Source organism: Pseudomonas sp. GW821-FHT09H03 (assembly GCF_059415945.1).
In genome coordinates, this window is sequence record NZ_JBWKOF010000010.1 from 44914 (window position 1) to 61226 (window position 16313).

A 16313-nucleotide genomic window follows, 5' to 3' on the forward strand; every position below is an offset into this window, starting at 1 on the left:
CGACTGTCCGGATGCTTTACCGAATCCATAATCGCCAAGGTCTTTCAGGTCGATGTTTGACGCAAGACGCCTCGGTCGCCCCCCTCTCCCCCCGGGAGAGGGCTGGGGTGAGGGGGGGTTCTTGAATACCTACTCGCTATCCAACCCCTTGCGCCGATAAGGAAACACATCAATCACCTTCCCTGCCCGAATCGCCTCTTGCAGGCTCTTCCAGTAATCGGCGTTATACAACTCGCCATGCAACTGATCGAACAACTTGCGCTGCCCCGAATCAGCAAACAAAAACGGCGGAAATTCCTCCGGGAACACATCCAGCGGCCCGATCGAATACCAGGGCTCAGAGGCCATTTCATCTTCCGGTGTACGCGGCTGCGGGATGTATCGGAAGTTGGCCTCGGTCAGGAAGCAGATCTCGTCATAGTCGTAGAACACCACGCGCCCATGGCGGGTGACGCCAAAGTTTTTCAGCAGCATGTCGCCGGGAAAGATGTTCGCCGCCGCCAGTTGCTTGATCGCCAGGCCATAATCTTCCAGCGCTTCGTGCACCTGCGCCTCGTTGGCGTTTTCCAGGTACAGGTTCAGCGGGGTCATGCGCCGCTCGGTCCAGCAGTGGCGAATCAGCACCGTGTCGCCTTCCACCGACACCGTGGACGGCGCGACTTCCAGCAGCTCCTCCAGGCACGCCGGGTCGAACTTGCTCAACGGGAAACGGAAGTCGGCGAACTCCTGGGTATCGGCCATGCGCCCCACGCGGTCGACGCTCTTCACCAGGCGGTACTTCTCGATCACCGTGGCGCGGTCGACGTTTTTCGACGGCGAGAAACGGTCCTTGATGATTTTGAATACGGTGTTGAAGCCCGGCAGGGTAAACACGCTCATGACCATGCCGCGCACGCCGGGGGCCATGATGAACTGGTCGTCGGTGTTGGCCAGGTGGTTGATCAGTGCCCGGTAGAATTCGGACTTGCCGTGTTTGTAGAAACCTATCGATGTGTACAGCTCGGCAATGTGCTTGCCCGGCAGGATGCGCTTGAGGAAGCCAATGAATTCCGCCGGCACTGGCACGTCCACCATGAAATACGAGCGGGTAAACGAGAAAATGATCGACACATCGGCTTCATCGGTGATCAGTGCATCGATCTGGATCCCGCGACCTTCGCGGTGCAACAGCGGAATCACCAGCGGCCACTGCTCATCGGCGGTGTAGATGCGCCCCACCAGGTACGCGCCCTTGTTGCGATAGAGTACCGAGGAAAACAGCTCGACACTCAGCTCGGGGTCCTTGCACACCCAGTCCGGCAGGTTCTCGCGCAGTTGCGCTTCGAGACGGCGCAGGTCGCCGGACAAATCGGCGTACGCCTCGCTGAAACGGTAGTCGGCGAAGATGCTCGCCAGCATCGCCGACAGCTGGCCCTGGGGTTTATAGGTACGGGTTTGCGCAGCACGGGCACGACGCAGGCTCGGCCGGGTGGTGTGGATGAACATGCAGCCATCGCTGATCAGGTCGTGGCTGAACAGGCCGCAGAAAATCGAGTTGTACCAGGTTTCGGACAGCTCATCGTCGAAGCGCAGGTCGATCAGGGTGATGTAGGCGCTTTTGACCAGCGGCCAGCAGCTTACGTCCAGCGTATCGGCATCAAACGCGGTGCGCAGCCGCTCCACCGTTTCGCCGACTTTTTCTTCGTAAAGGTTGATCCGTGCCGCCGACGCCGATTGCGTCTCCTGCCAGAGAGCCTGCTCGAAGCGGGCCCGGGCGCCGTCGGTGATCTGACGGAAATGCTCGCGGTAATCGTCAAAGCCATCGAGAACCATTCGGGCGATGTCGGCGGCTGGCCATTGCTGCGCCATGGTGAGACCTCTGCGGGAATTCGGGAGCCCTGAGCTTAGCCAGTGAAGCGGGTGCAGGAGAAGCGTAATTTTTGTGCCTTCGCGTCGTCGACACCCTGAAGAGTTAAATGCCCGGATTTCGGTTGCCATCGATCACACACTCGGCAACACTTTCGCCCCTCCCCCCAGGAAGGACCGCGCAGTGAACCCCGTCGATATATTTCGTTTACTGTCCCTGGCGGCCATTTGGGGGGCGAGCTTTCTGTTCATGCGCATCATCGCCCCGGTGATCGGCAGCATTCCTACCGCTTTTTTCCGTGTATCGATCGCCGCCGCCGGACTGTTGGTGATACTGGGGCTGATGCGTGTCAGCTGGGATTTCAAGGGCAAACTCAAAACCGTGATGCTGCTCGGGGTGATCAACTCCGGGATTCCGGCGACCCTCTATTCGGTGGCCGCGCAGGTGTTGCCAGCCGGTTACTCGTCGATTTTCAATGCCACGACCCCCTTGATGGGCGTGCTGATCGGCGGCCTGTTTTTCCATGAAAGGCTCACTGGCGCCAAACTCGGCGGTGTGTTCCTGGGGCTGTTCGGCGTGGGCGTGCTGACCCGTGCCGGTCCGGTGGCGTTCGATATGGAACTGCTGATGGGTGCCGTCGCCTGCCTGCTCGCGACCACTTGCTACGGATTTGCGGGGTTTCTGGCCCGCCGCTGGCTCGATCAGGCCGGTGGGCTCGACAGTCGTCTTTCAGCGCTGGGCAGCATGCTCGGGGCAACCCTGTTACTGCTGCCGTTGTTCGGTTACAGCGTAATCACCCAGCCACCGACGAGTTGGGGCGGCTGGAATGTCTGGTTGTCGTTGCTGGGCCTGGGCCTGGGCTGCACGGCGTTTGCGTACATTATTTACTTCCGGCTCCTGAGCTCGATTGGTCCGGTGAAGTCGATGACCACGACCTTTTTGATTCCGCTGTTCGGCGTGTTGTGGGGAGCGCTGTTTCTCGATGAGCCACTGTCCATGGCGCATATTTATGGGGGGTTGTTGATTGCGCTGGCGTTGTGGATGGTGTTGAAGCCGACGGTGGTGAAAGTGGCTAAGGTATCGACCCGGTAGTGCTGCGGTGCTTGCGACATTGTCTTCGCGAGCAAGCCCGTTCCCACATTGGATCTCATGTGAACGCGATATCTGTGATCACTGAGATCAACTGTGGGAGCGGGCTTGCCCGCGAAAGCGTCAGCTCAGGCACTACAAAGCCGAAGCACTCATCTCCCCATCCACCAACCGCTCAATCCCCAGCGGATTGGCATCCTGCAATGCCTCTGGCAGCAGCGCATCCGGATAATTCTGGAAGCACACCGGTCGCAGGAACCTGTCAATAGCCAGCGTCCCGACCGACGTGCCCCGCGAGTCCGAAGTCGCCGGATATGGCCCGCCATGCACCATCGCCTCGCACACCTCGACCCCGGTCGGATAGCCGTTGAGCAGAATCCGCCCGACCTTCTCCTGCAATACCTCCGCCAACCAGCGGTACTCCAGTAACTCGTCGGCCTCGCCAATCAGCGTCGCCGTCAGTTGCCCGCGCAGGCCGTGTAGCGCCGCCGCCAACTGCGCCCGATCTTCAACTTCAATAACGATAGTGGTCGGCCCGAACACTTCCTCCTGCAGCAGATCATCGCCCTTGAGCAACAGACTGACATCGGCCTTGAACACCTGCGGTTGCGCCTGATTGCCCTGCTGCGGCTTGCCCGCCAGGTGCATCAGGCCCGGATGCTCGTACAATTCACCCAGCCCCCGGCTGTAGCTGGCCAGTGTGCCGGCGTTGAGCATGGTTTGTGGCGGCTGCTGGTTCATGCTGGCGCAAAAGGTTTCGAGAAAGGTGCTGAACTGCGGCGAACGCAGGCCAATGACCAGGCCAGGATTGGTACAGAACTGCCCGCAGCCCTGGGTCACCGAAGCGGCCAGTTGCGCGGCGATCTGCTCGCCCCGCACCTTGAGCGCCTCGGGCAACAAAAACACCGGGTTGATGCTCGACATTTCGGCGAACACCGGAATCGGTTGCGCCCGGTTCGCGGCCATGTGGCTCAAGGCATTACCGCCCTTGAGCGAGCCGGTGAAGCCCACGGCCTGGATCGCAGGATGCTTGACCAGCCACTCACCCACTCCACCGCCATAGATCATGTTGAACACACCGGCCGGCATCTGCGTGCGCTCGGCGGCGCGAATGATTGCGTCCGCCACCCACTCGGCGGTCGCCATGTGGCCGCCGTGGGCCTTGAACACCACCGGGCAACCGGCGGCCAGCGCCGAAGCGGTATCGCCACCGGCGGTGGAGAACGCCAGCGGAAAGTTGCTGGCGCCGAACACCGCCACCGGCCCCAGGGCGATGCGATACTGACGCAGGTCCGGACTCGGCAGCGGCTGACGCTCCGGTAACGCCCGGTCGATGCGCGCGCCGTAGAAATCGCCGCGCCGCAGTACCTTGGCAAACAAACGCAATTGGCCGCTGGTGCGCCCGCGCTCACCCTGGATACGTCCGGCAGGCAACGCGGTTTCGCGGCAGACCGTGGCGACGAAATCATCACCGAGGGCATCGATTTCATCGGCAATGGCATCGAGGAATCGTGCGCGTTTTTCTGCGCTGAGGTTACGGTAGATCGGGTAGGCCGCAGCGGCGGCTTTGGCGGCGGCGTCCACTTCGGCTTCGGATGCCTGGAAGAATATGCCGGGCAGTGGTTCACCGGTGGTAGCGTCGATACTTTGCAGTTGCGAGGTGCCGTTGGCGCTGCGACGGCCGCCGATGTAGTTGTGTCCGAGTGGCGTGGTCATGTGGAGATCCTTAGTCAGGTGACTGACCGAAGATTCGTGGGGTGTTCAAGAGCCACCCCTCACCCCAACCCTCTCCCCAAAGGGGAGAGGGGGAAAGGGAGCCGATCTTCGTGTTGTTCAACATTGCGTTCGACTCAGAACCTGTGTTCAGAGCACGCGAACTTGTCCGATCGGCAGCGGCTGGGCGCTTTCGCCTATGCCGTTGATCAGCGGTGCACCGAACTCATCCAGGCTGATCTGGAAGCGATCCCCCGGCTGGGTCTTTACACCGTCGGCAAACGACAGCGTGGCAGTGCCGAAGTAATGCACGTGGACATCACCCGGGCGCAAGAACTGCGAGTATTTGAAGTGGTGGAATTCGAGGTTGGCGAGGCTGTGGCACATGTTGTCTTCGCCGCTGAGAAACTCCTTTTCCCAGATCGTTTCGCCGTTGCGTTTGATCCGGCTGGTGCCGACCAGGTGCCTGGGCAACTCACCGATGCGCAACTCCGGACCGTAGGAGCAATAACGCAGCTTCGAATGCGCCAGGTACAGGTAGTTGCGCCTCTCCATCACATGGTCGGAGAACTCGTTGCCCAGCGCATAACCAACGCGATACGGCTGGCCGTCATCGCCAATCACGTAGAGCCCGGTCAGCTCCGGTTCTTCGCCGGCGTCTTCGGCAAACGGCGGCACCGGAAAATCCTCACCGGGGCGCACGACGATACTGCCGTCGCCCTTGTAGAACCATTCCGGTTGCGCGCCTACCTGCCCCGCCGCCGGTTTGCCGCCCTCCAGGCCCCATTTGAAGATGCGCATGGTGTCGGTCATGCCGATTTCTACGGCGCCGTCCTGCTGGTGCATTTTGTCCCGTGCCGAGGCGCTGCCCAGGTGGGTCAGGCCGGTGCCGCTGATCAGGCAATGGGCCGGGTCTTCGTGATCCAGCGGTGGCAAAACGCAGCGCTGCTGCAATAACTGCGCGTAATCGGGCCCGGGCTCGGTGCCGCGCTGCGCGACTTCTTCTTGCAGGCTGCGTTTGCCGCGGATCGCCGCGAGTGCCAGTTCGCGGGTGCTGCGGGTGTCGCGCAGCACCTGGACCTGTGCCCCGTCGACGAGTCCGACCTGACGTTGTCCGGCAGTATTTTCGAATTGAATCAGGCGCATGTCGGCCCTCCATAGAGTCGCGAATTGGTGGCCACAGGGTCACTCGATGATGTTGAAGTCGCTCAGGTACTCATCGGAGATTTCCAGGCCCAGCCCGGGCTTGTGGTCGTCGAGCTGGATGTAACCGTTGACCGGCTGCGGCTCGCCCTTGAACACGTAGTAGAAGAGTTCGTTGCCGACTTCGACGTCGAATACCGGGAAGAACTCGGCCATCGGCGAGGCGGTGGTGGACATGGTCAGGTGGTAGTTGTGCATCTGCCCGGCGTGAGGGATCACCGGCACCGACCAGGCTTCGGCCATGGCGTTGATCTTGCGCGCTGCGGTGATGCCGCCGACGCGGTTGGTGTCGTACTGGATCACGTCGACGGCGCGACGCTCCAGCAGGTCCTTGAAGCCGTAGGAGGTGAACTCGTGCTCGCCGCCGGAGATCGGCATGATCCCCATTTTTTTCAGCTCGATGTAGCCCTCGATGTCGTCGGCGATCACTGGTTCTTCCAGCCAGCGCGGCTCGAACTCGGCCAGTTTCGGCAACATGCGACGGGCATATTCCAGGGTCCAGCCCATGTAGCATTCGAGCATGATGTCGACATCGGGGCCGGCCAGATTACGCAGGGCGCGCACTTGCTCGATGTTCTTGCGCATACCCGCAGGGCCATCTTTCGGGCCGTAGCCGAAGCGCATTTTCAGCGCAGTGAAACCCTGGTTCAGATAGCCCTGGGCTTCTTCGAGAAACAGGTCGAGGTTGTCGTTGGCGTAGAGCTTGGAGGCGTAGGTCCAGATCTTTTCCTTGGTACGGCCACCGAGCAGTTTGAACACCGGTTTGTTGACCGCCTTGCCCATGATGTCCCAGATCGCGATGTCGATCGCCGAAATGGCCGCCATGCCGATGCCTTTACGGCCCCAGGCGTGGCTTTGGCGGTACATTTTCTGCCAGATGTATTCGTTGTCGAACGGGTCTTCACCCATCGCGATGGGTGCCAGGTAGGTGTCGATGATTTCCTTGGCCACACGCGGCGCCAGGGCGCAGTTGCCGATGCCGACCAGGCCCGTATCGGTCTCGACTTCCACCACCAGCCAGCCGTGGAAACGGAACGATCCCATGGCGTCGCCGCGCTCGAAAAGGATGTCACTGGCGTTGGTGCAGAAGTGCGCTTGAGGTGGAACGACTTTGCCTTTCCACTCGAAAACGCGGGTACGGATCGCTTTGATTTTCATGAATACAGTTCCTTGAGCTGCCGGCTTCTTGTAGTTGTCGGGTCGCGTGCCTGGAGCTGCTCGGTGACGGGTTCCAAGGCATTCGATGGGCCGACTTTAGCCAGCGCCCGGGGGCGGCGGATAATCACTTATGCGTATCCGGCGATAACCTGGGGTGATAGATGAATGCGTTTATTGCTCTGATCGAGTTATCAGGCATGACACAAAAAAATGTGGGAGCGGGCTTGCTCGCGAAGAGGCAATGTCAATCGACATAAATGCCGCCTGACACACCGCCATCGCGGGCAAGCCCGCTCCCACAGGGTTAAGTGTTGTCGATGGATCGGGAAATCAGTAGCTGTTGGCGCCCATCCGGCAGGCAATCTCGAACGCCTGGCGTATCGCCCCGACATTGGCCTTGCCCTGCCCGGCGATATCGAAGGCCGTGCCATGGGCCGGTGTGGTGATCGGGATCGGCAAGCCGCCCTGCACCGTCACGCCGCGGGAAAAGCCCATCAGCTTGATCGCGATCTGCCCCTGGTCGTGGTACATGGTCACCACTGCATCGAAGGCACTGGCATCGCCCTGGACCTTGAGGAAAATCGTATCTCCCGGGTACGGCCCTTCAGCCGCGATGCCCTTGGCCTGAGCCGCACGCACCGCCGGGCCGATGATGTCCAGCTCTTCACGACCGAACGACCCGTTGTCACCGTTGTGCGGGTTCAAGCCACACACGCCGATGCGCGGTTTTTCCAGACCGTTGCGCTTGAGCGCGGTGTCGATCAACTCAATCGCTTCCACCACCCGCGCCTGGCTGAGCATGCCCGGCACATCGGCCAGGGCTACGTGGGAAGTCACCCGCGAGGTCCAGAGGTTGTCGAGCACGTTGAATTCGCAGAACGGTCCGTGGAAATCCAGCAGCTCGGCAAACCAGTGCAGTTCGTCGCTGTGGGCCATGCCGGCCATGTGCAATGAGGTCTTGTTCAACGGGCCGAACAGCACCGCATCAGTGGTGCCCGCTTCGGTCAGGCGCAGGGCCTGTTCGAGGGTGTCGAGGCTGTAGCGACCGCCCACCACACTAGCTTCGCTACGGGGGAACTCACCCATGGCATCGCCGCGAAAATCGTAGAACAGCGGCGTGTCATCGACAAAGTCCAGTTGCGCCAGGGATTCCACGCGACGAAAGGGAAACTCCACCCCGGCGATGCGCATGCCACGCCGCATTTCCGCCTCGTCGGCGATCAGGATCACATTGGCCTGGCTGCGCACCTGCGGCTCGCCGAGCAGTCGCGCGATCAGTTCCGGGCCGATGCCGGCAGGGTCCCCCAGGACCATCGCGATGGTAGTCTTGTTCATGCTTCACTCCTCAAGGGTTCAGGCTGCGCACGGTCAATGGCGCAAGGCTCGCAGCGATAAACCCGCTGCGCGTTGCTGTAGAAAAGTCGCTCCTGATCGGCCCGTGGCAGATCGGCGACGATGGATTTGAAACCGCTGTAGATGTCGTCGAACGAGCCGCACAGGCTGTCCACGGGGAAGTTGCTGGCAAACATCGCCCGCTGGCTGCCGAACATGGCGATCACCTCGCGCACGATCCAGGCGTTGTCTTTGGCACGCCAGCGCTGGCCACCCTGCCCCAGGCCGGAAATCTTCACCTGCACGTTCGGCCACTGCGCCAGCCGCGCCATTGCCAGGCGCCAGCTCGCCAGGCCTTCGGCACTGCGATCGCTGGGCAAGCCGGCGTGGTTGAGAATCAGCGTGATTCCGGGAAAGTCCCGGGCCAGGCGCTCGGCTTCGTGCAGGTTCCACCAGGGTGTCTGCAAATCGAAATGCAGCCCCAGGCCTTCGAGGGCGGCATAGCTGCGGCGCCAGTGCTCATCGCTCATCAGGCTGCGCAGATGCCCGACTTGCTGTGGCGTGGCCGGCCCACCGGGTTTGTGCCGGACACTGCGCACGTGCTTGAAACGCGCCTGTTCGTGCAATACATCGATGGCGTCCGGATGATCGAGCCAGGCTTGCGCCACAATGGCATTCGGCACGCCGTAACGGGCGGCCAATTGCTCGATGAACCTGGTTTCGCCAATCGGGTCCCCGGGGTTCCATTCGGTCTCGACGTACACCGTCTGCACGACGTCATGCGCGGCCGCATCGGCGAAATAGTCCTCAGGGAAATAACGCCGCTTGATTGCACTGTAGTCACCGTAACGAAACGGGACGCTGGCCTCAGGAGCGAGCCAGGGGTGGTCGTTGACGGTCGGGTCCCAGAAGTGATGATGGGCATCGACGATCGGGCCATCCCAAGTGGTACCGGCCAAGAGCTTAGACATGTCGCACCTCATCCAGACTGATGAACAACGTAGCCAGCACAAACACCGCCGAGCACACCGCGAAGAAGCCCAGCACCGGGGCAAAACCACCGGTCATCTGCAAAATCACGCCCACCAGGATCGGTACCGCAATGCCGCCGGTACTGCCCGCCATGTTCATCACGCCGCCGATCAGGCCAACCCGCGCCGGAGCCGCCAGCAGTGCCGGGAAGCTCCAGTAGAGGCTGCCCCACATCAGGAAAAACGCGGTCATCGCCAACAGCGCCACTGCTGCAAAAGGATTGCTCAGGGTCGGCAGCAGCAGGAAGGCGCCGAGGGCCACCAGCCCGGAAAACGCCAGCAGGCTCTTGACCGCCGTACCGCGGCTGACACCCTTGCGAATCAAACCGTCGCAAAGAAAACCACCGGTCAACGAGCCCAGCGCACCACAGAGGAAGATCACGAAAGTCGCAGCACCAATGCCCTTGATATCAAAGCCGCGGGCCTGGGACAGATAACTCGGGCCCCAGGTCAGCAACCCGAAATACACCATCGCCCAACTGGCACGACCGATCAGCAAGCCACTGAGGGAACGCGCGGCAATGCCCAGGCCTTTGACCGGCACCCGCGCCGCTTCGGCAGCTGGTGTGGCACGGCCGGCGTTGATCTGCTCAAGCTCGGCTTCATTGACCTGCGGGTGGCTGGCCGGGTCATCGCGCAGATAACGCCGCGCCAGCCAGGCCAGCGCCAGGGTGGCGATACCGGCAATCACAAAGGCCAGGCGCCAGGAATCCAGCGAAGCGATCAGGTAAGCAATGATCAACCCGCCCAGCGCCACACCCAACGGGCTGCCGCTGTCCATCAGCACCGCGCCGCGACTGCGTTCGCTGGGGGCCAGCCAAAGGGAAATCATCTTGCCGCCCGAGGGGAACAGCGGCGCCTCGGCGGCACCCAGTGCCACCCTGGCAAAAAATAATGACAGGCCACCGGTGGCGAACGCCGCCAGTACCTGGAACGTGCCCCACAAGCCGGTCGACCAACTGATGACCCGGTGCGGGCCATATCGGTCAATCAACCAGCCACCGGGAATCTGCAACAGCGCGTAGGCCCAGAAGAAGCTGCTGAGGATCAGCCCCTGCAAACTGGGAGACAGGGAAAATTCGTGGGCAATGGTCGGCATCGCGATGGACAGCGAGACCCGGTCGATCAGGTTGATCATGGTCAAGGCGAAGATGATGGCGAAGATCCGCCAACGCACACTGCTGGCTTTGGCGGTGCCGGCCTGCGCGTTCGCCGCGGCCGGTGGCTGGATACCTGCGGCGGGCAGGTTCAGGGAAGCACTGGAACGAGCCATGGTGCGTACCTCGTTTTATTATTGTTGTGAACGTAACGACGCCTTTCCTGGCGGCGTGGTGAGCACTATCGAAGGCTCGCTGATAACCGTCTAATCAATACTTGAAATCAGGCGATAGCCTCGGGTTATGCCATGCCCTGCTTTCAACGTCCTTTCAACGTTGGCGCTTTTTTCTGTAGGAGCGAGCCTGCTCGCGATGGTCTTCAACGAAAACGCGTGTTTCTTGAAGAGACGCAGCGCCCATGAGTCCATCGCGAGCAGGCTCGCTCCTACATAAGTCCTGCTTCGTTTGCCGAGCTATAACTCCAGGCTATCGGTGTATGTATTGTTTTGACTAGACGTGGAGTCTGCGTGTTCACACACTCAGGCCAGGCTTGCGGCTTTAACGCTTAAACAAGTCGCTCATAACAATTACAAAAACACCGAAACGAGGCCCTTCCCATGCGAAATGCATTCGTCCGTCGCACTTCCCGTCTGTTTCTTGGCTGCACTCTGATCGCCGCCGGTGCCCTTCCCGCCCTGGCGCACGCCTGGCAGCCGGACAAGAACGTCGAAATCATTGTCGCCGGTGGCCCCGGTGGCGGCACCGACCAGCTCGGGCGCCTGATCCAGTCGATCATCACCACCCACAAGCTGCTCGACGTTAATACCATCGTCCTTAACAAGGGCGGCGGCAATGGCGCCGAAGCCTTCCTCGACATGAAGATGAACAAGGGCGATGCAGAGAAACTGGTGATCGGTACCAATAACATCTACCTGTTGCCGCTGGTGTCCAAGCTCGGCTATCAATGGCAGGAGCTAACACCGATTGCCGCCGTGGCCGAAGATGACTTCATTCTCTGGAGCTACAAGGACGCGCCCTGGAAAGACGCCAAGGGCTTCTACGCGGCGGTCAAGGCCGACCCATCGAGCCTGCGCATGGGCGGCAGCCAGTCCAAGGACGTCGACCAGACCCTGACCCTGCTGCTCAACCAGACCAACAACAGCAAACTGGTGTACATCCCGTTCAAGAGCGGCAGCGAAGCCGCGACCCAACTGGCCGGCAAACACATCGCCGCCAACGTCAACAACCCCAGCGAAAGCATCAGCCAATGGCGTGGTGACCAGGTCGAGCCGCTCTGCGTATTCAGCAAGGAGCGCATGAGCTACACCGAAAAAGTCGCCGGCGATAAATCCTGGGCCGACGTGCCGACCTGCCACGAACAAGGCCTGGGCATCGATCAGTATCGCTTCCCGCGCACCGTGTTCATGCCTGGCGAAGTCACCACCGAACAACGGGCGTTCTATGTCGAGTTGATGCGCAAAGTCACCGAAACCCCTGAGTTCAAGGCCTACGTGAAGCAGAACGCCCTGGTGCCGACCTTCCTCGAAGGCGAGCCGCTGACTGCCTACATCGAAAAAGACACCGCCCGCGTCACGCCAGTGTTCAAGGAAGCCGGCTGGCTGAAAAACTGAAGTCGCCACGGCCGCCTGCCTGCGGGCGGCCGTGCCCTGCTGGAGATATGTTCATGTCCCATTCCTCGGATTCACCGGCACTGGTCGGCACCCGTTGGGTCGAACTCGGCCTGGCGTTGTTCACTACCCTGATCGGCGCGGTGGTGATGTACGGTAGCCTCGAACAAGGCATTGGCTGGGGCGATGCCGGCCCAGAGCCGGGTTACTTGCCCTTCTATATCGGCCTGATGCTCAGTGCCGCCAGCGTGGCCAACGGCCTGTTGACCCTTGTGCGCTGGCAGGCGCTCAGTGTTGCGTTCGTCAGCCGCAGTGCATTCAAGCAAGTGATGTCGGTATTCATCCCTATCGCGCTGTTCGTCGGCGCCATGCCCTTGACCGGCATCTATGTGGCCTCGGCGTGCTTCATCGCCTGGTTCATGTGGCGTGACAAGGTGCGCGCCAAACCTTATGGCAAGTTGATGATCGCCAGCGTGTCCCTGGGCGCGGTGCTCGCCAGCTACCTGATTTTCGCGCTGTGGTTCAAGGTCCCGCTGGATGCCGGCCCGATGGGCGACTGGATTGCCCTGGCCGGGAGAAACTTCAAATGAGCGAGTTCGATTCCCTGCTGCAAGGCATGAACCTGATCCTGACCCCGGGCCATATCGGCCTGATGGTGATCGGCGTGCTGCTGGGCATTCTGGTGGGTGTGTTGCCCGGCCTCGGCGCCCCCAATGGCGTGGCGCTGCTGCTGCCACTGACCTTCACCATGTCGCCGGTATCGGCGATCATCCTGCTGTCGTGCATGTATTGGGGCGCGCTGTTTGGCGGCTCGATCACCTCGATCCTGTTCAACATCCCCGGTGAGCCCTCATCGGTGGCGACCACGTTCGACGGCTACCCGATGGCCCGCGAAGGTCGCGCCGCCGAAGCCCTGACCGCCGCCTTCAGTTCGGCACTGCTCGGTGCGTTGGCCGGGGTGTTGTTGCTGACCTTCCTGTCGACGAAGATTGCCGCGTTCGCCATGTCCTTCAGTTCGCCGGAGTTCTTTGCGGTGTACCTGTTGGCGTTCTGCACCTTCATCGGCATGAGCAAGAACCCGCCACTGAAAACCGTGGTGGCGATGATGATCGGTTTCGCCATGGCAGCGGTCGGCATGGACACTGTGTCCGGCAACCTGCGCCTGACCTTCGACCAGCCGACACTGATGACCGGCATCAGCTTCGAAGTGGCGGTGATCGGCCTGTTCGGCATCGGTGAAATTCTCTGCACTGTCGAAGAAGGCCTGGTGTTCCGTGGCGAACATGCGCGCATCACACCGATGGTGATCCTGCGCACCTGGGCCAAGCTGCCGCGCTACTGGTGGACCATCGTGCGCAGCACCCTGGTCGGTTGCTGGATGGGCATCACTCCAGGCGGACCGACCGCCGCATCGTTCATGAGCTACAGCCTGGCGCGGCGCTTTTCGAAAAACCGCGACAATTTTGGCAAAGGTGAACTCGAAGGCGTGATCGCTCCGGAAACTGCAGACCATGCCGCTGGCACCAGTGCCTTATTGCCGATGCTGACCCTGGGCATTCCTGGTTCGGCCACGGCAGCGGTAATGCTTGGCGGCTTGATGATCTGGGGCCTGCACCCCGGCCCGACGCTGTTCGTCGAGCAGCATGATTTTGTCTGGGGCCTGATCGCCAGCATGTATCTGGGCAACGTGGTCAGCCTGATCGTGGTGTTGGCTACCGTGCCGCTGTTCGCTTCGATCCTGCGCATTCCGTTCTCGATCATCGCGCCGATCATCATCATGGTCTGTGCCATCGGTGCCTACTCGGTCCACAACTCGTTCTTCGACGTGGTGTTGATGCTCGGCTTCGGCGCCCTGGGTTATCTGTTCAAGAAACTCGGCTACCCGATTGCGCCGCTGGTACTGGCCGCTGTGCTGGGTGACAAGGCTGAAGATGCATTCCGCCAGTCAATGCTGTTCTCCGACGGCCACCTGGGGATTTTCTGGTCCAACCCACTGGTGGGCAGCCTGACCACGGCGGCACTGCTGATGCTGTTCTGGCCGCTGATTTCCAGGGCACTGGGCGCCCTGACAGGCCTGCGCAAACCGCCCGTCGCCAAGACCAAATCCGTGCTGTGATACAGCAATGCTGGCAACGCCTGACATTTGTTGTCAGGCTTGCCGCAGTCTTTCATGCGAGCGCGGCCCATGACCCGAATTCCTGATGCCAACGTAATCCACAGCCGACTGCGTCTGCGCCAACTGCGGCTGATGCTGGCCCTGCAGGAATTCGGCTCGTTGCGCCGCGCCGCCGACCACATCGGCATGACCCAACCGGCAGCGACCAAGATGCTGCACGAAGCCGAGGATTTGCTCGGCGTCGAACTCTTCGAACGCTTGCCTCGCGGCATGCGCTCCACCCCATTCGGCGAGACGGTCATTTACTACGCACGCATGGTGTTCGCCGAACTCAGCGGCATGCGTGAAGAACTGGTCGCCCTGCAGTCCGGCAACCTCGGCCGCGTCGCGGTGGGAGCGATTCCGGCTCTCGCTTCAGGACTGCTCACGCGTACCATCGCAACCTTGAAACAAAGCCATCCGCGTCTGTCCATGAGCATTCAGGTCGACACCAGCGACGTGCTGGTACAAGCATTGCTGCAGGATCAACTGGATATCGTGCTGGGGCGGATTCCGGCGGGTGCCCGGGCCGAAGAATTGCTCTTCGACAGCCTCGGCGAAGAAGCCTTGTGCGTGATTTCCGGCGCGCACAATCCACTGGCGAAAGCGACTCAATTGAGTTGGGCCGAACTGCAAAACATGACCTGGGTGCTACAACAACAACCCAGCCCGATGCGCGCGATCATCAATCAGGTGTTCCACAATGCGCGGGTCGATATTCCCAGCAGCATCGTCGAAACCACCTCGATCATGACCCTGCTCTCATTGATCCAGCAGACCGACATGCTCGGTGTCACGCCGGTGTCGGTGGTCGAGGATTATCCTGGCCGTGATTTACTGGCGGTGCTGCCGATCAAGTTCGAAGCGCGCTTGCCGCCGTATGGCTTGATCACCAGGCGCCATCGCATTCAATCCTCGGCGATGCAGGCGTTCATGAATTCGGTGCGGGCCGAGCATGCGCTGAGCAAATGAAACGGTTCTTCAGGGATAAAGTAAAACCTGTAGGAACTACGGTGCGACGATTCAAATACGGCCCGGAAAGAGATGTCATCCTCTCGTTTTTTTGACGAGTTGCTCAACGAAGAACTCTATATGGCCTCTAGGAATAGTTGCCAAAGGCCAAGTGCTGACCTTTACAGCGATATTATGAAATGCTTGGGCACACTTGGAGCGCGGATAGTATTCATAAACTGCTCGCTGACTCTGCGCTGCCCTACGCGCACATTCATCGTACGGTACAGCTCCCGCATACTGCAGTGCTATGTCGAGGAAGTGATCGGTAATCTTGGTCAATTTAACGAAAAGGGCGCGACCTTCCTGCGAGTTATGCGCCATATTGACTAGGATCCGGAAACGGTCCATTCCGTAATCACGATTCAACAGTTTAATCAGTGCATAGGCATCGGTGATCGAGGTCGGTTCGTCGCAGACCACCAGAAGGGCTTCTTGGGCCGCCCGGACGAGACCAACCACCGACGAGCCGATGCCCGCAGCTGTGTCAATCACCAGCACATCGAGACTATCACTGATTTCACTGAAAGCCTGGATCAGGCCTGCGTGCTGAGCCGGTGACAAATGCGCCATGTTCGGGAAGCCTGAAGCTGCGGGAACGATTCGCACGCCACCCGGACCACCTAAAAGCACTTCGGATAACTCACAGCGACCGTCAATTAAATCGGCAAGTGTGTACTTTAGGGAAAGCCCTAACAGAACATCAATATTCCCCAAGCCAAGATCGCCATCAAGCAATACAACTCTTCTTCCAAGCTTCGCTAGCGCCAATGAAAGATTCACAGCCACAGTCGTCTTGCCAACGCCGCCCTTTCCGCCGGTTACGGCGATAACCTGTACAGTATTCACATCATCCATCTTATAGACCCCCTTCCATGTGCAACACATGCAAGTAGTCGCTATTTATCCGTATAAGTTCTGAATGCGCGACCCTGGCACTTAGCTCACAAGGAAAACTAGAAATCGCACAGTACATCTATCGACCACTCAACTTTATAACAAGGCGGCGACACTTCCGCTAAGAAAACTGCAACCACAAAGAGGTCACCT

The 16313-nt window shown here is 60.4% G+C and carries 13 protein-coding genes; 5 read left to right on the plus strand and 8 right to left on the minus strand.

The window, feature by feature from the left end:
• Positions 1 to 129 precede the first annotated feature (129 nt).
• A complete protein-coding gene (aceK, locus tag AC07OG_RS15800) occupies positions 130 to 1848 on the minus strand; it encodes a bifunctional isocitrate dehydrogenase kinase/phosphatase (RefSeq protein ID WP_060541300.1) in 1719 nt (572 codons plus the stop codon).
• 181 nt (positions 1849 to 2029) lie between these two features.
• Here aceK and AC07OG_RS15805 point away from each other — a divergent pair, with 181 nt between their 5' ends.
• On the plus strand, positions 2030 to 2938 hold the full coding sequence (locus tag AC07OG_RS15805) for a DMT family transporter (RefSeq protein WP_495067433.1): 909 nt from the start codon (positions 2030 to 2032) through the stop codon (positions 2936 to 2938).
• A 132-nt stretch (positions 2939 to 3070) separates the two neighbouring features.
• Here AC07OG_RS15805 and AC07OG_RS15810 read toward each other — a convergent pair whose 3' ends face one another.
• The 6 genes from AC07OG_RS15810 to AC07OG_RS15835 all read right to left on the minus strand — a co-directional run bounded on the left by AC07OG_RS15810 (position 3071) and on the right by AC07OG_RS15835 (position 10645).
• A complete protein-coding gene (locus tag AC07OG_RS15810) occupies positions 3071 to 4651 on the minus strand; it encodes an aldehyde dehydrogenase (NADP(+)) (protein ID WP_495067434.1) in 1581 nt (526 codons plus the stop codon).
• A 147-nt stretch (positions 4652 to 4798) separates the two neighbouring features.
• Positions 4799 to 5794, minus strand: a complete 996-nt coding sequence (gene araD1 / locus AC07OG_RS15815) for an AraD1 family protein (RefSeq protein WP_218425836.1) — start codon at positions 5792 to 5794, stop codon at positions 4799 to 4801.
• Between the two features lie 39 nt (positions 5795 to 5833).
• Positions 5834 to 7009 (minus strand): L-rhamnonate dehydratase, encoded by a 1176-nt coding sequence (locus tag AC07OG_RS15820; RefSeq protein ID WP_060541296.1) that lies wholly within the window; start codon positions 7007 to 7009, stop codon positions 5834 to 5836.
• Positions 7010 to 7339: 330 nt separating this feature from the next.
• On the minus strand, positions 7340 to 8344 hold the full coding sequence (locus tag AC07OG_RS15825) for a 4-hydroxythreonine-4-phosphate dehydrogenase PdxA (protein WP_060541295.1): 1005 nt from the start codon (positions 8342 to 8344) through the stop codon (positions 7340 to 7342).
• Positions 8341 to 9312, minus strand: coding sequence for an amidohydrolase family protein (locus AC07OG_RS15830; RefSeq protein WP_218425837.1), 972 nt, complete (start codon positions 9310 to 9312; stop codon positions 8341 to 8343). Before AC07OG_RS15830 ends, AC07OG_RS15825 begins: the two co-directional genes overlap by 4 nt.
• Entirely contained in the window at positions 9305 to 10645 is a 1341-nt protein-coding gene (locus tag AC07OG_RS15835; RefSeq protein WP_495067435.1) for an MFS transporter, read from the minus strand. The genes AC07OG_RS15830 and AC07OG_RS15835 overlap by 8 nt, the downstream gene beginning before the upstream one ends.
• A gap of 441 nt (positions 10646 to 11086) precedes the next feature.
• Between AC07OG_RS15835 and AC07OG_RS15840 the strand changes: the two genes are divergently transcribed.
• The 4 genes from AC07OG_RS15840 (at position 11087) to AC07OG_RS15855 (ending at position 15224) form a co-directional block, all read left to right on the plus strand.
• Positions 11087 to 12100 carry a Bug family tripartite tricarboxylate transporter substrate binding protein gene (locus tag AC07OG_RS15840; protein WP_495067436.1) on the plus strand — a complete coding sequence of 338 codons (1014 nt, stop codon included), beginning with the start codon at positions 11087 to 11089 and terminating at the stop codon, positions 12098 to 12100.
• A gap of 53 nt (positions 12101 to 12153) precedes the next feature.
• Positions 12154 to 12687: a tripartite tricarboxylate transporter TctB family protein gene (locus AC07OG_RS15845; protein ID WP_495067437.1), complete on the plus strand. Its 534-nt coding sequence runs from the start codon at positions 12154 to 12156 to the stop codon at positions 12685 to 12687.
• Positions 12684 to 14213: a tripartite tricarboxylate transporter permease gene (locus AC07OG_RS15850; RefSeq protein ID WP_495067438.1), complete on the plus strand. Its 1530-nt coding sequence runs from the start codon at positions 12684 to 12686 to the stop codon at positions 14211 to 14213. The genes AC07OG_RS15845 and AC07OG_RS15850 overlap by 4 nt, the downstream gene beginning before the upstream one ends.
• A 69-nt stretch (positions 14214 to 14282) precedes the next feature.
• Complete coding sequence (locus tag AC07OG_RS15855) at positions 14283 to 15224, plus strand: LysR family transcriptional regulator (protein ID WP_060541289.1); 942 nt, start codon at positions 14283 to 14285, stop codon at positions 15222 to 15224.
• 75 nt (positions 15225 to 15299) lie between these two features.
• Here the strand turns inward: AC07OG_RS15855 and AC07OG_RS15860 are convergent, their stop codons facing one another.
• Positions 15300 to 16121: a MinD/ParA family protein gene (locus AC07OG_RS15860; RefSeq protein WP_495067439.1), complete on the minus strand. Its 822-nt coding sequence runs from the start codon at positions 16119 to 16121 to the stop codon at positions 15300 to 15302.
• Positions 16122 to 16313 lie beyond the last annotated feature (192 nt).

Coding starts and splice junctions, on each gene's coding strand:
- araD1 (WP_218425836.1), bottom strand. CDS start 5,794: ATGCGCCTGATTCAATTCGAAAATACTGCCGGACAACGTCAGGTCGGA.
- AC07OG_RS15810 (WP_495067434.1), bottom strand. CDS start 4,651: ATGACCACGCCACTCGGACACAACTACATCGGCGGCCGTCGCAGCGCC.
- AC07OG_RS15830 (WP_218425837.1), bottom strand. CDS start 9,312: ATGTCTAAGCTCTTGGCCGGTACCACTTGGGATGGCCCGATCGTCGAT.
- AC07OG_RS15835 (WP_495067435.1), bottom strand. CDS start 10,645: ATGGCTCGTTCCAGTGCTTCCCTGAACCTGCCCGCCGCAGGTATCCAG.
- AC07OG_RS15840 (WP_495067436.1), top strand. CDS start 11,087: ATGCGAAATGCATTCGTCCGTCGCACTTCCCGTCTGTTTCTTGGCTGC.
- AC07OG_RS15855 (WP_060541289.1), top strand. CDS start 14,283: ATGACCCGAATTCCTGATGCCAACGTAATCCACAGCCGACTGCGTCTG.
- AC07OG_RS15850 (WP_495067438.1), top strand. CDS start 12,684: ATGAGCGAGTTCGATTCCCTGCTGCAAGGCATGAACCTGATCCTGACC.
- AC07OG_RS15860 (WP_495067439.1), bottom strand. CDS start 16,121: ATGGATGATGTGAATACTGTACAGGTTATCGCCGTAACCGGCGGAAAG.
- AC07OG_RS15845 (WP_495067437.1), top strand. CDS start 12,154: ATGTCCCATTCCTCGGATTCACCGGCACTGGTCGGCACCCGTTGGGTC.
- AC07OG_RS15820 (WP_060541296.1), bottom strand. CDS start 7,009: ATGAAAATCAAAGCGATCCGTACCCGCGTTTTCGAGTGGAAAGGCAAA.
- AC07OG_RS15825 (WP_060541295.1), bottom strand. CDS start 8,344: ATGAACAAGACTACCATCGCGATGGTCCTGGGGGACCCTGCCGGCATC.
- aceK (WP_060541300.1), bottom strand. CDS start 1,848: ATGGCGCAGCAATGGCCAGCCGCCGACATCGCCCGAATGGTTCTCGAT.